General features: G+C 69.4%; 14 protein-coding genes. 3 read left to right on the forward strand and 11 right to left on the reverse strand.

The window, feature by feature from the left end; translation table 11 throughout:
* Positions 1–67: 67 nt before the first annotated feature.
* The 6 genes from nagB to ABEA39_RS08590 form a co-directional block, all read right to left on the reverse strand.
* A complete protein-coding gene (nagB, locus tag ABEA39_RS08565) occupies positions 68–853 on the reverse strand; it encodes a glucosamine-6-phosphate deaminase (RefSeq protein WP_345375424.1) in 786 nt (261 codons plus the stop codon).
* Positions 853–2,472 (reverse strand): beta-N-acetylhexosaminidase, encoded by a 1,620-nt coding sequence (locus ABEA39_RS08570; RefSeq protein ID WP_345375425.1) that lies wholly within the window; start codon positions 2,470–2,472, stop codon positions 853–855. The genes nagB and ABEA39_RS08570 overlap by 1 nt, the downstream gene beginning before the upstream one ends.
* Positions 2,473–2,476: 4 nt before the next feature.
* The gene (locus tag ABEA39_RS08575) at positions 2,477–3,412 is read right to left on the reverse strand and encodes a carbohydrate ABC transporter permease (RefSeq protein ID WP_345375426.1); all 936 of its coding nucleotides are present in this window, start codon (positions 3,410–3,412) and stop codon (positions 2,477–2,479) included.
* On the reverse strand, positions 3,409–4,410 hold the full coding sequence (locus ABEA39_RS08580; RefSeq protein ID WP_345375427.1) for a carbohydrate ABC transporter permease: 1,002 nt from the start codon (positions 4,408–4,410) through the stop codon (positions 3,409–3,411). Before ABEA39_RS08580 ends, ABEA39_RS08575 begins: the two co-directional genes overlap by 4 nt.
* A gap of 26 nt (positions 4,411–4,436) precedes the next feature.
* Positions 4,437–5,765: an extracellular solute-binding protein gene (locus ABEA39_RS08585; RefSeq protein ID WP_345375429.1), complete on the reverse strand. Its 1,329-nt coding sequence runs from the start codon at positions 5,763–5,765 to the stop codon at positions 4,437–4,439.
* A gap of 108 nt (positions 5,766–5,873) precedes the next feature.
* A complete protein-coding gene (locus tag ABEA39_RS08590) occupies positions 5,874–7,046 on the reverse strand; it encodes an ROK family transcriptional regulator (RefSeq protein WP_345375430.1) in 1,173 nt (390 codons plus the stop codon).
* Positions 7,047–7,314: 268 nt separating this feature from the next.
* Here ABEA39_RS08590 and ABEA39_RS08595 point away from each other — a divergent pair, with 268 nt between their 5' ends.
* Positions 7,315–8,220, forward strand: a complete 906-nt coding sequence (locus ABEA39_RS08595) for an ROK family protein (protein ID WP_345375431.1) — start codon at positions 7,315–7,317, stop codon at positions 8,218–8,220.
* Positions 8,221–8,373: 153 nt separating this feature from the next.
* Here the strand turns inward: ABEA39_RS08595 and ABEA39_RS08600 are convergent, their stop codons facing one another.
* A complete protein-coding gene (locus tag ABEA39_RS08600; protein WP_345375432.1) occupies positions 8,374–11,412 on the reverse strand; it encodes an alpha-mannosidase in 3,039 nt (1,012 codons plus the stop codon).
* A 110-nt stretch (positions 11,413–11,522) separates the two neighbouring features.
* On the opposite strand from ABEA39_RS08600, the gene ABEA39_RS08605 reads away from it, so the two are divergent.
* Positions 11,523–12,020 (forward strand): GNAT family N-acetyltransferase, encoded by a 498-nt coding sequence (locus ABEA39_RS08605; RefSeq protein WP_345375433.1) that lies wholly within the window; start codon positions 11,523–11,525, stop codon positions 12,018–12,020.
* 22 nt (positions 12,021–12,042) lie between these two features.
* Complete coding sequence (locus tag ABEA39_RS08610; RefSeq protein ID WP_345375434.1) at positions 12,043–12,411, forward strand: MGMT family protein; 369 nt, start codon at positions 12,043–12,045, stop codon at positions 12,409–12,411.
* Between the two features lie 287 nt (positions 12,412–12,698).
* On the opposite strand, the gene ABEA39_RS08615 is transcribed toward ABEA39_RS08610, so the two are convergent.
* The 4 genes from ABEA39_RS08615 to purN form a co-directional block, all read right to left on the reverse strand.
* A complete protein-coding gene (locus tag ABEA39_RS08615) occupies positions 12,699–14,522 on the reverse strand; it encodes an ABC transporter ATP-binding protein (RefSeq protein ID WP_345375435.1) in 1,824 nt (607 codons plus the stop codon).
* Positions 14,519–16,351 carry an ABC transporter ATP-binding protein gene (locus tag ABEA39_RS08620; RefSeq protein WP_425556942.1) on the reverse strand — a complete coding sequence of 611 codons (1,833 nt, stop codon included), beginning with the start codon at positions 16,349–16,351 and terminating at the stop codon, positions 14,519–14,521. The genes ABEA39_RS08615 and ABEA39_RS08620 overlap by 4 nt, the downstream gene beginning before the upstream one ends.
* Positions 16,352–16,881: 530 nt before the next feature.
* On the reverse strand, positions 16,882–18,525 hold the full coding sequence (gene purH / locus ABEA39_RS08625) for a bifunctional phosphoribosylaminoimidazolecarboxamide formyltransferase/IMP cyclohydrolase (RefSeq protein ID WP_345375436.1): 1,644 nt from the start codon (positions 18,523–18,525) through the stop codon (positions 16,882–16,884).
* Entirely contained in the window at positions 18,522–19,115 is a 594-nt protein-coding gene (gene purN, locus ABEA39_RS08630; RefSeq protein WP_345375438.1) for a phosphoribosylglycinamide formyltransferase, read from the reverse strand. The genes purH and purN overlap by 4 nt, the downstream gene beginning before the upstream one ends.
* Between the last annotated feature and the right edge of the window lie 18 nt (positions 19,116–19,133).

A 19,133-nucleotide genomic window follows, 5' to 3' on the forward strand; every position in this document is an offset into this window, starting at 1 on the left:
TCGGGGGCCGGCGGTGGTCCTTCACAGGATGGACCCCGACGGCCCCGGCGGCAAGAGCCTGCTCCCGTCAGTCGAAGCGCTGCCACTCGGGCTTGTGGGCGTAGGTGTAGCGGTAGTACTCGGCCAGCGCGAGCTCGGCCGCGGCCTCCTCGTCGACGACGATCGTGGCGTGCTCGTGCAGTTGCAGAGCCGACCCGGGGCACATCGCCGAGAGGGGGCCCTCGACCGCCGCCGCGATCGCGTGCGCCTTCGCGGCACCCTGGGCGACGAGGACGACTCGTTTCGCCTCGAGGATCGTGCCGAGGCCTTGCGTGAGACAGTGCGTCGGCACCTGCGCCGGGTCGTCGAAGAATCGAGCGTTCGCCTCGCGGGTCGACGGTGCCAGGGTCTTGATCCGGGTGCGCGAGGCGAACGAGGAGGTGGGCTCGTTGAAGCCGATGTGCCCGTTTGCACCGATGCCCAGGATCTGGATGTCGACGCCTCCCGCCGTCCGGATCGCCCCGTCGTACTCGACGGCCGCCGCCTCGAGGTCGTCCGCGCGACCGTCCGGCACCCGGACCCGCGCCGGGTCGAGCCCGAGGGGCTCGATCACGTCGCGTGCGATGACGGCCGCATAGCTCTCGGGGTGGGTCAGGGGGATGCCGACGTACTCGTCGAGCGCGAATCCGCTCGCTCTCGAGAAGTCGAGTTCCCCCTCGGCCACCCGGGCGGCCAGCGAGCGGTAGATGCCGAGCGGCGAGGAGCCGGTGGCCAGCCCCAGCACCGCATCGGGGCGGTCGGTCACGACCTTGCCGACGAGCGCTGCCGCGACCCGTCCGACCTCGGCGGGCGACTCCAGGATGACGATCTCCATCAGACGGTGATTCCTTCCACGAGGGAGTCGATGTAGGCGGCACGCTCTTCGCGGGTCGCCGGGCGGCCGGGCACCCCCGGCCGTTCCTGCCAGGGCCTCGGACCGGAGGCGTGCCGGTACTCGACGCCGAGGGCGTCCAACCTCTCGAGGTGCCCCGCGAGGCGGGCCTCGAAGTCGTCGAACGAGCGCTCCTTGCCGCTCCACAGGGCTTCCGCTACCGCAGCAAGGCGGGGGAAGACGAGGTAGTCGAGCGTGCGCGGGGAGTCGATGTGCTCGCTCCACACGTTCGCCTGACCGCCGAGCACATGGGCGGCCTCGGCGTCGGTCAAGGATGCGGGCACAGGTTCGAAGGCGTAGACGTCGGCCAGCGTGAGGGGGATCGAGACGGGGATGGGCTCGCGCGGATCCTCCGACTGCCGGTAGTCGAGGTAGACCTGGTCGTCGGGGCAGGCGACGACGTCATGGCCCCGTTTCGCGGCCGTGACGGCACCGGTCATGCCCCGCCAGGAGGCCACGGTCGCGCCCGGAGCGAGCTCGCCCTCGAGGATCTCGTCCCACCCGAAGAGCCGACGGCCCCTGGCCGTGATGTGGTCGTCGAGCCCGCGGATGAACCAGGTCTGCAACTCGGCCTCGTCGGTCATCCCCCGCTCGCGCATCAGCTCCTGCGTGCGCGCGTCGTCCCGCCACTGGTCGCGGGGGCACTCGTCGCCGCCGACGCCGATCCAGGTGCCCGGGAAGAGGTCCATGACCTCGTCGAAAACGTTCCGGTAGAAGTCGAGGGTCGATTCCTCCATGTTCAGGACGTCGTCGATGATCCCCCAGACCGTGCCGACCTCGAGCGGCCGCCCCGTCACGCCCAGCTCGGGGTAGGCGGCGATGGCCGCCTGGGAGTGCCCGGGGACGTCGATCTCAGGCACGACGGCGATGTGGCGCGCGGCCGCGTACGCGACGACCTCGCGGATGTCGTCCTGGCTGAAGAAGCCCCCGTGCGGCCGGCCGTCCCACGTGGCGTCCGGGCCGGATCCGACCTGCGACTCTCGGCGCCAGGACCCGACCTCGGTCAGACGCGGGTACCGCTGGATCTGGATCCGCCAGCCCTGGTCGTCGGCCAGGTGCCAGTGCAACACGTTCAGCTTGTGCAGCGCCATCAGGTCGAGGAACCGCAGCACCTCGCGCTTCGGCAGGAAGTGTCGCGAGACGTCGAGCATGGCTCCGCGCCAGCCGAAGCGCGGCCTGTCGACGATCGTGATCGCCGGCACGCTCCACTCGATCCCGTCGACCCGGGCCTCGCGGAAGATCGCCGGTGGGAGGAGCTGGAGCAGCGTCTGCACGCCGTGGAAGACCCCTGCCGCGTCGCCGCCCTGGAGCACGATCGCGTCGCCGGTCACCTCCAGCCGGTAGGCCTCGGCCGCGAGCGCGGGGTCGAGGCCCAGCACGATCGCCCGGTCCGCTCCGTCGCTCTCGCGGAAGGGGAGGCCGGTGGCCGGGCGCAGGGCGTTCTGCAGCTGCACGGCGACGCCGCCGAGCGACTCGGGAGCGACGATGCGCGTCTCGCCGTCGAGCGCGAAGGCTCCACGGGTCTGGGCCGCCGAGGTGGGACGAGGAACCAGAGAGGTCATGCGGTCAGCCTTTCACGGCGCCGGCGGACATGCCGGTCACCAGGTTGCGTTGGATGATCATGAAGAACACGACCACGGGAAGCGAGAACAGCACCGAGGCCGCCATCTGCCCGCCGAAGTCGGTTCCGGTGGTCGGAGTCGAGAACGAGGCCAGCCAGAGCGGCAGCGTGTAATGCGACTGGTCTTTCATGAACACGTAGGCGACGAGGTAGTCGTTCCAGGCGGCGATGAACGCGAACACGCTCGTCGCGATGATCCCTGGCATCACGAGCGGGAAGAGCACCTTCGTCAGCACCTGCCACGTACTAGCCCCGTCGAGTTTGGCGGCCTCCTCGACCTCCAGCGGGATCGCGATGAAGAAGCCCCGCATCACCCAGATCGAGAACGGCAGAACCGACCCGACGTAAGCCAGGATCAGCCCGCCGTAGCTGTCCAGGAGACCTGCCGTGTTGAAGAGCAGGAAGAGCGGGATGAGCAGCGCCGTCGACGGCAGCATCTGCACCACCAGCACGAAGACGAGGATCAGCCGCCGCCCCCGGAACTGGAACCGCGACAGCGCCGCCGACGCGAACAGCCCGAGCGCGATCGACAGGACCACCGCCCCCACGACCACGACGGCGCTGTTGACCAGGTTCGTCAGGAAGGACGACTGCGTGATCGCCACCACGAAGTTCTGGATCGTGGGATGCGCGGGCACGAACATCGGCGTGGTCGTCATGACTTCCGGCCGAGGCTTGAAGGCCGTGTTGACCATCCAGTAGACCGGGAAGATCCAGATCACGCTGAAGACGACGGCGAGGGTGTTGGGGATCCAGCGAGAGCGGCGCCTGCGCTTCGGGCGAGCCAGGGCATCCCGCGTCTCCGCTTCGACGACGGCCCGCTTCTCGGCCGGCCCCTCGGGAGCTGTGGGGCCGAGGCCGGTGGGGGCGGTGGTGGTCACAGGTCTTCTCCTGACCGGACGAGGTTGCGGATGTAGAACGCGGTGATCACGAGCAGGAGGAGCGTGGTGACCACCGAGATGGCCGCGCCCTTGCCGATCTCGAAGCCCACGAAGGCGGTCGTGAACGAGTAGACGCCGAGCGTCGAGGTGGCATCGTCGGGGCCGCCCTGGGAGATGAGCCAGATCTGGTTGAAGACGTTGAAGTCCCAGATGACGGAGAGGATCGTGACGAGCAGCAGGGTCGGCTTGAGGAACGTCAGCGTGATGACGCGATAGACGTACCACTCGCCGGCGCCGTCGAGCCGCGCCGCCTCTTTCAGCTCGGTCGGCACCTGCGTCTCGGCCGCGTACAGCGTGAGGGCGATGAACGGCACCGCCTGCCACACGATCAGCAGCCAGATCTCGAGGTAGGCGAGGAACGGGCTGTTGGCCCACGACGTGTTGGTCATGTCGCCGAACAGGTGGGTCTGCGTGAGCAGCCAGTTCACGACGCCGTAGCCGGGCTGGAACAGCCACTTCCAGACCTCGGAGGAGGCCACGTTCGGCATCGCCCAGGCGAAGACCAGGACGACCGTGACCACCGTGCGGAGCGGGCCGCCCAGTCTCGTCAGCAGGTGCGAGACCCCGGTGCCGACGAGGATGCTCCCGCCGACCATCGCCGCGGTGAAGAGCACCGTGCGGATCAGCGACCACCAGAACGCGGGATCAGTGACCAGGGCGATGTACTGCGCCAGTCCGACCGAGTCGTACGCACCGGTGTAGAGCGACCGCTGCCCGTAGTCGGTGAACGACGTGAAGACCAGGTAGACGATCGGGGCGACGGTGACCGCGAGGATGACGATGCCCGCCGGGCTGAGCATCCACAGCGGAGCCAGGCTGCGCCGTCCGCGCCCCTTCGGGCCGCGCCCCCTCGGGCCGCTCCCGCCCGGGCCGCGCCCGCCCGTGGTGGACGGACGCGGACCTTTCCGGGTGAGCGGAGGGGTTGTCGAGAGGGCCATGGCTCCTGCTTCGGGGTCGGGTGCTGCTAGTTGGCGGCGTTGAGGGCCGTGTTGGCGGCCGAGTCGAAGGTGGCTGCGGCTTCTTTCGGCGTCTTCGATCCGGAGGCGACGGCCGAGAAGAGCTGGTTGATGCTCTTGTCGCCCTCGAGCGAGGCCCAGTCACCGGTGGCCGGGGTGGCCTTGGAGTTCAGGGCCGCCTGGAAGAAGCCCTTCTGGAAGGAGTCGACCGTGGCGTCGGCCGCCTTGATGCCCTCGGTGCTGTTCGGGATCCAGCCGTCGGTGCCGTAGACCCATTTGGCCTGGATGGACGGGCTGCCGGCGATCTTCGCCCACTCGAGGGCGAGGTCGGTGTTCTTCGACTTGGCGGCGATGCCCCAGTCCGAGCCCCCGAGCATGGTCGGCTGGGTCGACCCGGACTTGCCCGGCATCGGGAAGCTGCCGATGTCGTCGGTGGCCAGGTTCGGGTTGGCCTTCTGGATCAGACCGAGGCCCCAGTTGTTGTCGAGGATCGCGCTCGTCTTGCCGTCGGCGAAGATCTGCTCCTGCTGCGGGGCGTCGGTGTCGAGCGTCTGCGAGGCGGCCGTCGAGTACGTGTTCTGGAAGTCCTTGAAGTCGGCGAGGCCCTGCTGCGCCTTCGCCGAGCCGAAGCCGGCCGACCACTTGGTGCCGTCGGCGGTGGCGATCTGCCCACCGGCGTCCCACACGAACTGCATGCCCGCGTACCAGAACTGGCCCGGCATGTAGAAGGGCGAGAAGTCGGAGGCGGTGTTCGCCGCCTTGACCTTGTCGAGATCGGCGGTGAGCTCGTCGAAGGTGGTCGGAGCGGCGGTGATGCCGGCCTTGGCCCACATGGCCTTGTTGTAGATGACGGCACGAGCGCCCGCGAAGCCGGGGAGTGCGTAGAGCTTCTTGTCGATCGTCGCAGGCTGCTCGAGCCCGCCCAGCCAGGTCTGCCCCTGGGCCAGGTCCTTCTTGTAGGGCGTCAGGTCGAGGAGGGCGCCGTTGGCCGCATAGCTGGCGACCTGCGTGTTGCCCAGGTCGAGTACGTCGGGCGGGGTGCTGGTGGCGAGGGCGGTGGAGATCTTCGTGGTGATGTTCGCCCACTGCTGGGTCTGGACGTTCACCTTCGCACCGGTCTTCGCCGTGAACTCCTTGTTGATGGCCGCGATGGTCTTGTCGGTGTAGTCCCCCGTCATGACCCACACGGTCAGGGTCTTGCCGTCGCCCTTGGTGGTGGGGACCGTCTGCACTCCACCGGAGGCAGCCGCGGTGGTGCCGCCGGACGAACAGGCGCTGAGAGCGATGACGGCGGCGAGGCCGAGAGCCCCGACGCTTGCGATCTTCGTGTAACGCAATTGGATCTCCTCGAGTGGTGGTGGGTTGAGTGATGAGGGAGGGTTCGGTGGAAGGCGATGGTCGGGTGGGATGCACGGGCCGGGCTGCACTAGGCGGCCGGCCCTCGGCTACGAGACGCCCAACTCGGCCTGGAGGACGAGCGAGGCGCCGCCCAGCAGCACCAGGTCGGTGTCGCCCTGCGTGGTGCGCATGGAGAGGCCGTTGCTCACCGCCGACAGGGTGCGCGCGCGGACGGTGGCGAGCGCCGCCTCGACGAACGGGCCGTCGAGCAGGGACGCGGGGCCGGACAGGACGACCTCGTTGAGGTTGAGCGCACTGATCACCGGTGCCGTGACCACGCCGAGGGCTCGTCCGGCGGCCGACAGCACGGCCTCGCGAGCGTCGGGGGCCGTGGCCGCGAGTCGGTCGCTGAGGTAGCGGGCACCGATGACGACCTCGAGACAGCCGCGGCGTCCACAGGTGCAGAGGTCGCCGTCGTCGTCGACCGTGACGTGCCCGATCTCGCCGGCGGAGAACTGCTCCCCCTCGACGAGCTCGCCGCCGATGATGAGACCGACGCCGACGCCGTGCTCGATCGTGATCACCATGAGGCTGAGCCCGGGCACGTCGCGGAAGGTGTGCACACCGAGAGCGGCCGTGTTGGCGTCGTTGCCGACCTGGACCGGAACCTGGAAGTGGGCGGTCAGCCGTTCGGCCAGAGGGAGGTCGAACCACTCGAGATGAAGTGCCTCACGGACGACGCCGTGGTCGTCGACGATGCCCGGCGAGCCCACCCCGATGCCGAGGATGCGGCGGGTGGTCAGTGCGGAGAGCCTCTCTCCGAGACGGATGGCCCGCACGATCGCGTCCTCGCCGACCGCGCCGTCGATCTCGAGCTCGGCCCGCTCCACGATCCGACCGCGGAGGTCGACCACCGCCCCGACGAATCGATCGGCGCTCGAGAGGTCGAGAACTATCAGGTGGAAGGCGTCGGCGTTGATCTCGACGAGCGTCGCCGGCTTGCCGACCCGGGCGTCCTCCCGCTGGCCGATCTCCGCGACGATCCCGTCGGCCTCGAGCTCGGCGACGAGGACGGAGACGGTCGGGCGGGTCAAGCCGGATTCGCGGGCGAGGTCGGCACGGCTCATCGCGCCCTGGTGGAACAGCGCCTGCAGCACGACCGAGCGGTTGTGCACCCGATTGTGCTGCGGGAGCGACTTCGTCGACACGCGGCGACGGCGGGGGCGCGTGGCCTCTCCCGCAGGGATCCCCTGCCGGGTGGGAATCACGTCTTCGGACATCGCGTCTCGCTCTCGTCGGTGGGTCGGTGGTGCGGTGGTGCGGTGATGCAGCGGTGCTGGTGTTCGGTGGTGTTAGTAAATTGCCCTTACAAACAAATGTCAAGCGTCTCCTTTCGGCCTTAACGCCTCGGAAACATCATCGAAATTTGAAGGCAGGGCTTGTCTTATTTCGTCAAGGATGCTTGCTCCACCCCGATTCGTAAGCTTTACTAACAAACATGTCGCCCAGGCCCGCGTTGTCACCAGCCCCCTCGCCAGAGGTCGGCGCATGAGGGTGGGTCTCGACATCGGCGGCACGAAGATCGATGCCGTCGCACTCGACGACGCCGGCACGCCCGTGCAGCACGCGCGGCTGGCGACCGGCTTCGGCAGCGAGGCCGTCCTGTCGAACGCCGCTCGCGCCGTCGACATCCTGCGCGACCTGACAGGGGCTGCGTTCACGTCCATCGGGGTGGGGATCCCCGGGCTCGTCGACCCGCGTCTCGGGCGGGTCCGCCACGCCGTCAACCTCGGCCTCGACGACGTCGACTTCGGCACGGCCCTGTCCGTCCGCACCCAAGCGCCGGTCGCCGTCGAGAACGATGTCAACGCGGCCGCCCTCGGCGCCTACCATCTGCTCGACCTCTCCGGGCCGGTGGCCTACCTGAACCTCGGTACGGGTCTCGCTGCCGGCCTCGTCGTCGACGGCGAGCTGTGGCGCGGCGCCCGGGGGGTGTCCGGCGAGATCGGCCACATCCCCGTCGATCCGCGCGGAGCCCTCTGCCCCTGTGGCCAGACCGGCTGTCTCGAGACCATCGCGTCGGGTTCCGCCATCGCCCGGCAGTGGCCGAGCGAGCACGCCTATCCCGCCCAGGCCCTGTTCGCGGCAGCCGATGCCGGAGACCTCGAGGCCACGCGGATCCGTGCGGCTCTGGCCGAGGGCGTGGCTGCCGCCGTCCGGATCCTGGTCCTCACCGTCGACGTCGAGTCCGTGGTCATCGGCGGCGGTCTCAGCCACGTCGGCCGGCCTCTTCTCGAGGGGGTCCGTCAGGTGCTGCGCGACTGGGCGGCTTCGTCGACCTTCCTCGCCTCCCTTGACCTCGCCGAGCGCATCCGCCTCCTCCCGGAGGGGCTCTCCGTCGCCGCGGTCGGGGCGGGCATGCTCGTCCGACCGGCTCGCGAGACCGTGGCCTGAAGCCCTGACCGGCTCCGCCGAGCCTTACGGACGGCCGGGCTCGCCGGACGGCCGGGCTAGCCGGACGGCCGGGCGAGCCGGACGGCCGGGCGAGCCGGACGGCCGGGCGAGCCGGACGGCCGGGCTAGCCGGACGCTCTGCCGAGCCCGACGATCAGCCGAGCCGGACGCGCAGGGTCACGATCTCGAAGGGTCGCAGGGTCGTCTCGATCGGCCCGGCCTCCCAGCTCGCGATCTCGAGATCACGCTCGAGGAGGTCGGTCCGCCAGGCCTGCGACCACGGTGCTCCGACATCGATCGTCGTCGTGGCGCGACCGCCCTGCGCCTCGTAGAGCCGCACCACGAGATCGCCGGAACGGTCATCGGCGAGCTTGACGGCCTCGACGAAGACCGCGGGCGACGAGACGCGCACGAGCGGCTCCACGTCATGGCCCGCCGCGTCGTCGATCGTGCGCACCGGCACGTTCAGCCGGTAACCCGCTCCCGCCGCGTCGAGCACCCCTGCCGCCGGACCGATCGACGTGCGCAGCACGTGTCGACCCTGATCGGCATGGGGATCGGGGAAGAGCGGAGCCCGCAGGAGCGACTCGCGCACCAGAGTCGTCGTCCCGCCGTCCTCCCGGGTGGTGCGAGTCACGTCGTGCCCGTAGGTCGAGCCGTTCGCGACGACGACACCGAACCCCGGCTCGCCGACGTGCAGCCATCGGTGGGCGACCGTCTCGAACCGGGCGGAGTCCCACGAGGTGTTGACGGCGATGGGGCGGTCGAGATGCCCGAACTGGATCTCGGAACTGGCTACGTCGGCGCGGACGTCGAGCGGGAACGCCAGTTTGAGCAGCTTCTGCTGCTCGTGCCAGTCCACGACCGTCTCGATCTGGAGGTCGGCTCCGTCTCGGGCCAGCCAGTACCGCTGCACGAAGAGGGACCCTCCGTTCTCGTGGTGCACCTCCAACACGTCGTCTCGCACGACGACGGAGACGGGCGAGCGGAGCTCGCTGCGGTTGTGCGTGTAGTGCTCGTCGATGTCCCACGCGTCCCACGACGTGGGCGTATCGCGGAAGATCTGCAGCACCGACGCCGCCTCGCCGGGCGCCACGACCTCTCGGCCGGAAGCGACGTCGACGAGCGAGACCAGAAGACCCGACTCGTCGAACCGGGCTCGGACGAGCGCGTTTTCGATCCCCCAGCCTTCATCGTCATGCAGCGGCTGGACGAAAGGCGCCGCGGCGCCACGGGCGTCGGCCGCGGCCTGCGAACTGGCCCCCAGCGCAGGCACGCCCTCGGCCTCGACGGGTGCCGCATTGAAGACGACGCGGGTCTCGCCCCGCCCGGCGAGCGCCCTCTGAGCCGCGTCGATCAGCCCGCCGAGCTCGCCCGCGATCCGTTCGTAGTTCCGCTCCGCCTCCTGGTGCACCCAAGCGATCGACGACCCGGGAAGGATGTCGTGGAACTGCTGCAGCAGAACCGTGCGCCAGATCGTGTCCAACGCGTCGTACGGATAGTCGAGCATCCCCCGCGCCGCGGCCGTCGCGCTCCACAGCTCTGCCTCGCGGAGCAGGTGCTCGCTGCGGCGGTTGCCCTGCTTGGTCTTCGCCTGGGTCGTGTAGGTGCCGCGGTGCAACTCGAGGTACATCTCACCGGACCAGATCGCGGGATGCTCGAGCTCGGCCTTGGCCCGCTCGAAGAACTGCGCGGGCGACCCCAGCTCGACCTTCGGCGACCCCTCCAGATCGTGGGTGCGCGCCGCCGCCGCGAGCATCTCGCGCGTGGGACCACCACCGCCGTCGCCCCAGCCGAAGGGCGTCATCGAGACGTTCGAGAATCCCTTCTCGGCGTACTGCCGCTCGGCCCGCGCGAGGTCGGCGGCGGAGAGGTCGGAGTTGTACGTGTCGGTCGGCGGGAAGTGGGTAAAGACGCGGGTGCCGTCGATGCCCTCCCAGAGGAACGAGTGGTGCGGGAACCGGTTCGTCTCGTTCCAGGAGATCTTCTGGGTGAGGAACGAGTCGGAGCCGACGGCCCGGGTGATCTGCGGCAGAGCCGCGCTGTAACCGAAGGAGTCGGGCAGCCACACCTCGGTCGGCTCGAGACCGAACTCGCGGAGGAAGAATCCTTTGCCCTGCACGAACTGCCGGACCAGGGCCTCGCCGCCCGGCATGTTCGTGTCGCTCTCGACCCACATGCCGCCGACCGGGACGAAGCGCCCCTCGGCCACGCGAGCCCGGATGCGCTCGAAGAGCTCGGGATAGGACTCGGCGATCCAGGCGAACTGCTGCGCACTCGAACAGGCGAAGACGAAGTCGGGATGCTCGTCCATCAGCTGGAGGACGTTCGAGAAGGTGCGGGCGCACTTGCGGACGGTCTCGCGTGTCGGCCAGAGCCAGGCCGAGTCGATGTGGGCGTGACCCACGGCGGTGATGCGATGGGCGCTGGCGTAGGCGGGTGAGGCGAGGACCCCGGCGAGCGCCTGCCTGCCTCGCCCGGCCGTTCCGGCCACGTCGTCCACATCGACGACGTCGCACATGCGCTCGAGGGCGCGGAGGATCTCTGCGCGACGCGGAAGGCTCGCGGGCAACTCGCGCATCAGCCCGACGAGGCTCCAGGTGTCGCGTTCGAGCTCCCACACGGCGACGTCGCGTTCGACGACGTCGATGCGCCCCAGGACGTAGAGCGGCGCCTCGCCCGCGGTCGCCGGGTCGCCCACGGCCGTGGGCGCGAAGTGCCAGTCGCTGCCCACGTCGGGGTTCGAGGCCGCCTCGACATAGAGGTCGAGGAAGTCGCCCGGACCGATGTCGAGCAGCCCGACGTCGAGGGGGACCGCGTCGTTCCTGGGCTCGATCGCCTTGACGACGACGCCGTCCGGTCTCCAGACCAGCCCCTCGGCCTGGAACCCGGGCTGCCCCGAGGAGAAACCCAGATCGACGAGGAGCTCGAGACGCGTGCCGGCAGTGCCGAAGTCCGGGGGAACGGTGCCGGTCACGTGGAACCAGGTGGTGCCCCAGGGTTTGCTCCAAGCCGTACCGGGAGCGACGGGGACGAACTCGTGCGTGACGGCCTCGGCGAAGGCCACGGGCTCGCCGGGAGCCTCCCACGCCTCGACGACGAGGGGGTGGGACCGACGGTGCAGGGCAGGGACGAGTCGATCGCGGACGAAGCGGTCGATGCGGCCCTCGACCAGGGAGCTGTTGTCGTGCATGGTCCCCGACCGTACGCCAGAGGGGTGCCGCCGCGCGGCATCCGTCCACAGGCCCAGGCGGTTCTCCACAGCCCTATTGCGACTCGGAGGCCCGCTGTACCCTGAACGACATGAGTGAACTCCGCCTCGAAGAACTGTCGGCGACCACCATCGTCGCGGCCAACAGCCTGACCCTCAAGCCGGGGCAGGAGCAGTACGTGGCGCCGGTATCGCATTCCATCGCGGGCGCCTACGTCAACCCGGCGACCGCCTGGCCGCGAGTCGTGCTCGACGGCGACGAGGTCGTCGGCTTCATCATGGGCAACTTCGATCCCGGCAACGAGCAGGAGGAGTTCCGCAGCTGCATCTGGCGCATCAACGTCTCCGCCGATGCGCAGGGCCGAGGCATCGGCCGGTTCGCCGTCCACGCCCTCGCCTCCGAGGCGCGCAACCGCGGATTCCACACGCTGACCGTCATGTACGAGCCCGGCGAGGACGGCCCCGAGGCGTTCTTCCAGCACATCGGCTTCGAGGTGCTCCGAGAGACCGCGTACGGCGAGCACCTCGCCGCCCTGACGATCACCCCGTCGCCCCACAGCGAGGCCGAGCTGGCCGGTGCCGGCGCCTGAGTCCGAGTCGGCACCTGAGTTCGTGCCGGCGCCTGAGTTCGAGTCGGCACCTGAGTTCGAGTCGGCGCCTCTGCTCGATCCGGCGCCGGACCCCGACGACTTCACCTCCGCAGTCATCGGCGTCGTCGAGTCGATCCCGAGCGGCCGCGTCATGACCTACGGATCGGTGGCGGCGGTGCTCGGCTCACGGTCGTCCCGAGGCGTCGGCAAGATCATGGCCCATGGGGGGCACGATCTTCCGTGGTGGCGCGTGATCCGTGCGTCCGGGCATCCCCCTGTCGGTCACGAGCAGCATGCCCTCGAGATGTATCGCGTCGAGAACACGCCGCTCGCGTGGAGCCGGACGGGCACGTGGCGGGTCGACCTCACCCGTGCCGCCTGGACCGGCTGACGACGCATCCGGCTGACGCTGCACGCACCTGATGACGCACCCGGCTGACGCTGCACCCACCTGACGCTGCACCCACCTGACGACGCGACTAGGTGCCGCCACGATTCAGGCGATGAGCGGGCCCCGTCCTGCAGAGTCACCAGCGCAGGCGCGGTTTCCTGCAGACCGGAACCGCCGGCCACGAACTCCTGAGAAGTGTCGAGGGCCGACGGCTCCGTCCTGAGAACCGGCTCCGTCCTGAAAACCGGCTCCGTCCGGGAAACCGGCCCCGCCGGAAAGCAGGGCGGCTAGACCAACGAGTCCTTCCACGCCGCGTGGAGCTGCGCGAAGCGGCCCGTCCCGGCGATGAGGTCGTCGGGCGTGCCGTCTTCGACGATCCGGCCGTACTCCATCACCAGCACGCGGTCGGCGATGGCCACGGTCGACAGCCGGTGCGCGATGATGAGCGCGGTCCGGTCGGCGAGCAGGGTCTGCAGCGCCTCCTGCACGAGCCGCTCCGACGGGATGTCGAGCGATGCGGTGGCCTCGTCGAGGATCAGCACGGCGGGGTCGGCGATGAACGCCCGCGCGAACGAGAGCAGCTGCCTCTGGCCGGCCGAGACCCGCCCGCCGCGCTTGTTCACGTCGGTGTCGTAGCCGTCCGGCAGCGCCATGATGAAGTCGTGCGCGCCGACGGCTCGGGCGGCTCTCTCGATCTCCTCGGACGTGGCGTCCGGCTTGCCGAGCGCGATGTTGTCGGCGACCGAGCCCGAGAAGAGGTACGCCTCCTGCGTGACCATGACGATCGCTCGCCGCAGGTCTTTCGGATGGAGGTCGCGCAGGTCGATGCCGTCGAGCTTCACGGAGCCCCGCGTCGGGTCGTAGAACCGGGCGATCAGCTTCGCGAGAGTGGACTTGCCGGCACCCGTCGAGCCGACCAGGGCGATGGTCTGCCCGGCCGGAACGTGCAGGTCGAAGCCGGGAAGCACGATCGTGTCGGCGTTGTAGGCGAACTCGACGCCGTCGAAGTCGATGGCCCCGCGCGCGTGACGCAGTTCGGTCGCATGGACCGGATCGGGCACGCTCGGCTCCTCTTCGAGGACTCCGGAGATCTTCTCCAGTGCCGCCGACGCCGATTGGTAGCCGTTGTAGAACATGGCCAGTTCTTCGGCGGGGTCGAAGAAGCGCTTGGCGTAGAGGGCCACGGCCAGCAGGGCGCCGATCTCGAGCGAACCGTCGATGACCCGGAATCCGCCCCAGAGCACCACGACGGCCAGCGTCGCGTTCCCGATCATGACCAGACCGGGGTCGAACGTTCCGAAGAGCTGGAAGACCTTCGAGTTGGCCTGCCGGTACTCCTCGACGTAGCCCGCGTACTCCTTCTCGTTCCGCTTCTCTTTGCGGAACGCCTGCACCGCCCGGATGCCCGTCATCGTCTCGACGAACTGGACGATCACTCGGGCGCTCGTGACCCGGGTCGCCCGGAAGAGCTTCTGCGAACGGAGCTGGAACCAGCGGGTGAGCATGACCAGGGGGATCAGCGCGACGCCGAGCACCAGACCGCTGGGGGCGTCCAGGCTCACGAGCGCGATCGCCGTGAAGACCATGTAGAGGATGCCCTGCACCAGTTGGTTGATGCCCGAGTCGAACAGCTCGCGGATCGAGTCGAGGTCGCTCGTCTGGCGCGAGATGATGCGCCCCGACGTGTAGCTCTCGTGGAATTCGAGGCTCAGTCGTTGCGTGTGCAGGAAGAGCCGCTTGCGCAGGTCGAACAGCAGGGTCTGACTGACGCGGGCGAAGAGCACCGTGTACTGGGCCATCAGGACGGCGCCGACGATCCCCGCGAGGAGATAGGTGCCGACCACGACGAACGCGGGCATCCAGTCCTGACGCTTCATCAGGGCCGGCAGGGCGTTGTCGATGCCGTACGCGATGAGGGTCGGTCCGGCGACCTGGGCGGCCGTCGAGACGACCACGATCAGGCCCGTGACGATCAGCCGGACGCGCAGCGGTCGGAGCAGCGAGCCGAGCAGCGTCAACGAGCGGTCACGGAGACGGCGGCTCTCCTCGCGCGTGAAGTTCTCGCGCTCCTCGCCGCGGACGCCCTGGGTGGTGGCGGTGGTGTCGCTCATGCGTGGACCTCCTCTCGGCTGTGCAGATCGTTGTCGTCGTCGTCGAGCGACGAGATGACGTAGCGGTAGTGCTCGTTGGTGGCGATGAGATCGGAATGGGTTCCGACCGCGGTCACGCGACCGTCTTCGAGCAGGGCGACCCGGTCGGCCAGGTTCACCGTCGACGGTCGGTGCGCCACGATCAGCGACGTGGTGGACGCGAGCACGCGGCGGAGGCCCGCCTCGACTCGCGCCTCGGTGTCGACGTCGAGCGCCGACAGCGGGTCGTCGAGCACGAGGATCGACGGGCGAGCGGCGATCGCCCGCGCGAGCGCGAGACGCTGCCGCTGACCGCCGGAGAGGCTGAGCCCTTCCTCGCCGACCTTCGTGTCGACCCCCTCGGGCAGGTCGTCGACGAACGACGCCTGCGCGATGTCGAGCGCCTCGCGGAGCACGGCCTCGGCCTCGTCGCCCTCGAGACCGGGGCGGCCGAGCAGGACGTTCTCCCGCACCGACGAGCTGAACAGGGTGGCGTCCTCGAAGGCCATGCCGACGTGTCGACGCAGCTCCTCTCGCGAGAGGTCGCGGACGTCGACGCCGTCGAGCAGGACCTCGCCACCCGTCACGTCGTACAGGCGCGGGACGAGCGCCAGGAGTGTCGTCTTGCCCGAACCCGTGAGCCCGACGAGGGCCATGGTCTCGCCCGGTTCGAGGACGAGATCGACTCCGTCGACCAGGTCGCGGACCCGGTCGGGAGAGTCCTGGTACCGGAAATGGGTGGCACGGAACTCGAGCCGGCCCCGGGCATCCTCGATCGTCTTGGGGTTCTCGGGCTCGGTGATCGTGTTGACGCTGTCGAGCACCTCGAAGTAGCGGTCGACTGCGGTGCGCGTGTCGAAGGTCATCGAGAGCAGGAAGCCGATCGACTCGACCGGGAAGCGCAGCACGGTCGCCGTCGCGAAGAAGGCGAAGAGCTGGCCGACGGAGAGCTGGTGATTCGCCGCCAGCCCGATGCCTGCGAGGAGGCAGAGCGCGAAGGCCACGTCGGGGACGAGGAGCAACCACAGCCAGAGCTGCGCGATCGCCTTCGACTTCTCGATCTCGGTGCCGCGCAGGTCTTCGGCTCGCTTGGCGAAGTCGCGCAGCGAGTGCTTGCCCCGACCGAAGGCCTTGAGCACGCGGATGCCGTGCACCGACTCTTCGACGCTGGTCGCGAGGTCGCCCACTTGGTCTTGGCTGCGGCGGGCGATCGTCGAGTAGCGCTTCTCGAAGCGCAGGCTCACGATCCAGATCGGCACCGACGCGCAGAGGAAGATCAGGCCGAGCACCCAGCTGTAGAAGAACAGCACGACGAACCCGACGGCGATGGTCAGGAAGTTGACGACGAGCAGGACGATGCCGAATGCGAGCCAGCGACGGATCAGGCTGAGGTCGCTGACGGATCGGCTGAGCAACTGCCCGCTCTGCCAGCGGTCGTGGAACGCCACCGGCAGGTCTTGCAGCTTCTTGTACAGGGTGTTGCGGAGGTCGGCCTCGACGAACGTGCTGGGCTTCAACACGAGCCAGCGCCGCGCCATGATCATGACGGCCTCGGCCACGCCGAGTCCGATCACGACGAAGAACGCGGGCCAGATCTGACGCGAGTCGCCGCTCGAGAGCGGACCGTCGACCAGGCGCTGAAGGACCAGGGGGATGATCAGGGCGACCACCGAGGCGAGCAGGGCCGCGACCATGCCGAACACGATGCGCGAAAGCGCAGGGCGGACGAACGGGAGCAGGCGGAGCAGCGTGCGGAAGGTCGAGGCGCGAGGCGCCTGTGGGGTGGCGGATGACGGGGGATGCGAAGACAAAGCGGTATCCAATTCGTGGAGCAGGGTCGATCGACGACCAATTCTTTTGTGCGGGGCAGAGGTCTCATCGCGATGAGACGTGCGGCGACCGGGCCCTCAGGGGCACGGACGCGGGGAGTTCTGCGAGGCGGGGGCCCGACGGATCCACCTCAGGAGGCGAACCGCGGCGTACCGCGGCGACCTCGAGCTGCGACCCTCGAGCGGCAGACCTCAGGCGGCGAAGAGGGCCGTCCGGCCGGACCGGGAGAACTCGCGAAGGCGCGGGGCGATGTCAAAGACGCCGCCGGCTGTGATCGATTCGTCGATCGTGATCAGGGCTGTCGTGGACATGGGTTCCTCCCGGGGTTCGCCTCGTGGGCATTCAGTTGCAGTGGGCCGGATCTGTGATCGATCCGAGGGCACCCGCGGGCGGGTGGCTGCGCTGAGCCTTTCAGAATAGGGGCGGCGGGGCCTCGTCCGCAAGACGACCGGGAGAACTCGTTCGGTCGCGCCGACGGTGTGTCGTCGACGGGTCGCCGGTCACCGGTCCATCAGTGGAAGAAGTGACGCTCGCCCGTGAAGTACATCGTGACGCCGGCCGCCTGAGCCGCCGCGACGACCTCGTCGTCGCGGATGGACCCGCCGGGCTGGACGACGGCGCGGACTCCGGCGTCGAGCAGCACCTGGAGGCCGTCGGCGAACGGGAAGAACGCATCCGACGCGGCCACGGAGCCGGCGGCGCGGGCACCGGCCCGCTGCACCGCGAGGTGGCAGGAGTCGACCCGGTTGACCTGCCCCATGCCGACGCCGACCGAGGCCCCCTGGTGCGCGAGGAGGATGCCGTTGGACTTCACGGCGCGCGAGGCGACCCAGGCGAATTCGAGGTCGGCGCGCGTCTCGGCATCCGCCTCGTCGCCCGACACCAGTCTCCAGCCCCCGGACGAGAAGCCGGTGAAGCGGTCGCTGTCTTGAAGGAGCAGCCCGCCGGAGATCTGTTTGATCTCCTGGTCGGCGAGCGAGAAGCCCTCGGGCAGCGTCAGCAGACGGATGTTCTTCTTGGCAGTGAGGATCTCGAGCGCTTCGGGCTCGAAGGCCGGGGCGACGACGACCTCGGTGAAGATGTCCTTCACCGTCTCGGCCATGGCCTTCGTCACCGTGCGGTTGGCGGCGATGACGCCGCCGAAGGCGGAGACCGGGTCGCAGGCGTGGGCCCGGGCGTGGGCGTCGGCGATCGGGTCGGCTTCGAGCAGCCCGCCCACGGCGATGCCGCAGGGGTTGGCGTGCTTGATGATCGCGACCGCGGGGTCGCTGAAGTCGAACGCGGCACGCACGGCGGCGTCGGCGTCGACGTAGTTGTTGTACGACATCTCCTTGCCGTGGAGCTGCGTCGCCTGCGCGATGCCCGCAGCGCCGGGGGTGGCGTAGATGGCGGCCCGCTGGTGCGAGTTCTCGCCGTAGCGCAGGGTGTGCTGGAGGTCGGCCGAGACGGTGAGGGTGGCGTCGAAGTCGGGCTGGGCATCCCCCGTCTCGGAGCTCTCGGCGGTGTCGGCGGCGGGGGCCTTGATGCCGACGTTCGCGGCGAAGTACGCGGCGACGGCGGTGTCGTAGGCGGCCGTGTGGGCGAAGGCCTCGCCGGCGAGACGCTGCCGTTGGGCCAGGGTGGTGCCTCCGAGCGTGATCGCCTTGAGGATCTGCGGGTACGACGCCGGCGAGACGGCGATGGCGACGTTCGCGTGGTTCTTCGCGGCGGCGCGGACCAGGGCCGGACCCCCGATGTCGATGTTCTCGATGACGGTCGGCGTGGCCGCGCCCGAGGCCACGGTCTCGACGAAGGGGTAGAGGTTGACGACCACGAGCTGGAACGGCTCGATGCCGAGGTCGCGGAGCTGGTCTTCGTGCGACTCGAGGCGCAGGTCGGCCAGGATGCCCGCGTGCACGGCCGGGTGCAGCGTCTTGACCCTGCCGTCGAGCGACTCGGGGAACTGGGTGACGGCGCTCACGTCGGTCACGGCGAAGCCGGCCTCGCGGATGGTCGAGGCGGTGGAGCCGGTGGAGACCATCTCGACCCCGGCGCCGGCGAGGGCCTCGGCGAGGACGAGCAGGTCGGTCTTGTCGCTGACCGACAGGAGGGCGCGGCGGATCTCGACGGCGTCGCGATCGCGGTACAAACTGGGGTCGATGTCGTGGCCGCTCATGCGAGTGTCTTCTCCGTCAGGTCGAGTGTTCCGTTGGCGATGTCGAGGACGGTCTGCACCAGCAGACGCCGTTCGACGAGTTTGACGCGATCGTGCAGCACCGACTCGGTGTCGGTGGGATGCACGGGGATCCGCTCTCGGGCGAGGATCGGCCCCGAGTCGACCCCGTTGTCGACGACGATGACGCTGGCCCCGGTCTGCGTCACGCCGGCTGCGAGGGCGTCGCGCACCCCGTGGGCTCCGGGGAACTCGGGGAGGTAGGCGGGGTGCGTGTTGATCATGTTCGGGCTGAGAGCTGCCACCACGCGCGGCGGGAACAGGCGCATGAACCCGCTGAGGACGACGAGGTCGGCACCCCACCGGGTGATCTGGCGCAGCATCTCGTCGCCCCACGACTCGCGGTCGGGGAAGCTCGAGAAGGGCACGGTGAAGGTGGGGATGCCGAAGGCTTCGGCGTGCTCGAACCCCTCGGCGTCGCGGTCGGCGCCGATCGCGACGACCCGGGCGGGGTACTCGGCGTCGCTGGCGGCCTCGAGGAGGGCGCGGAGATTCGACCCTCCGCCGGAGATGAGCACGACGAGCTTCAGCACCCGGCAAGCCTACCGGGA

It is taken from the genome of Frondihabitans cladoniiphilus (assembly GCF_039544345.1).
Classification (GTDB): Bacteria; Actinomycetota; Actinomycetes; order Actinomycetales; family Microbacteriaceae; genus Frondihabitans; species Frondihabitans cladoniiphilus.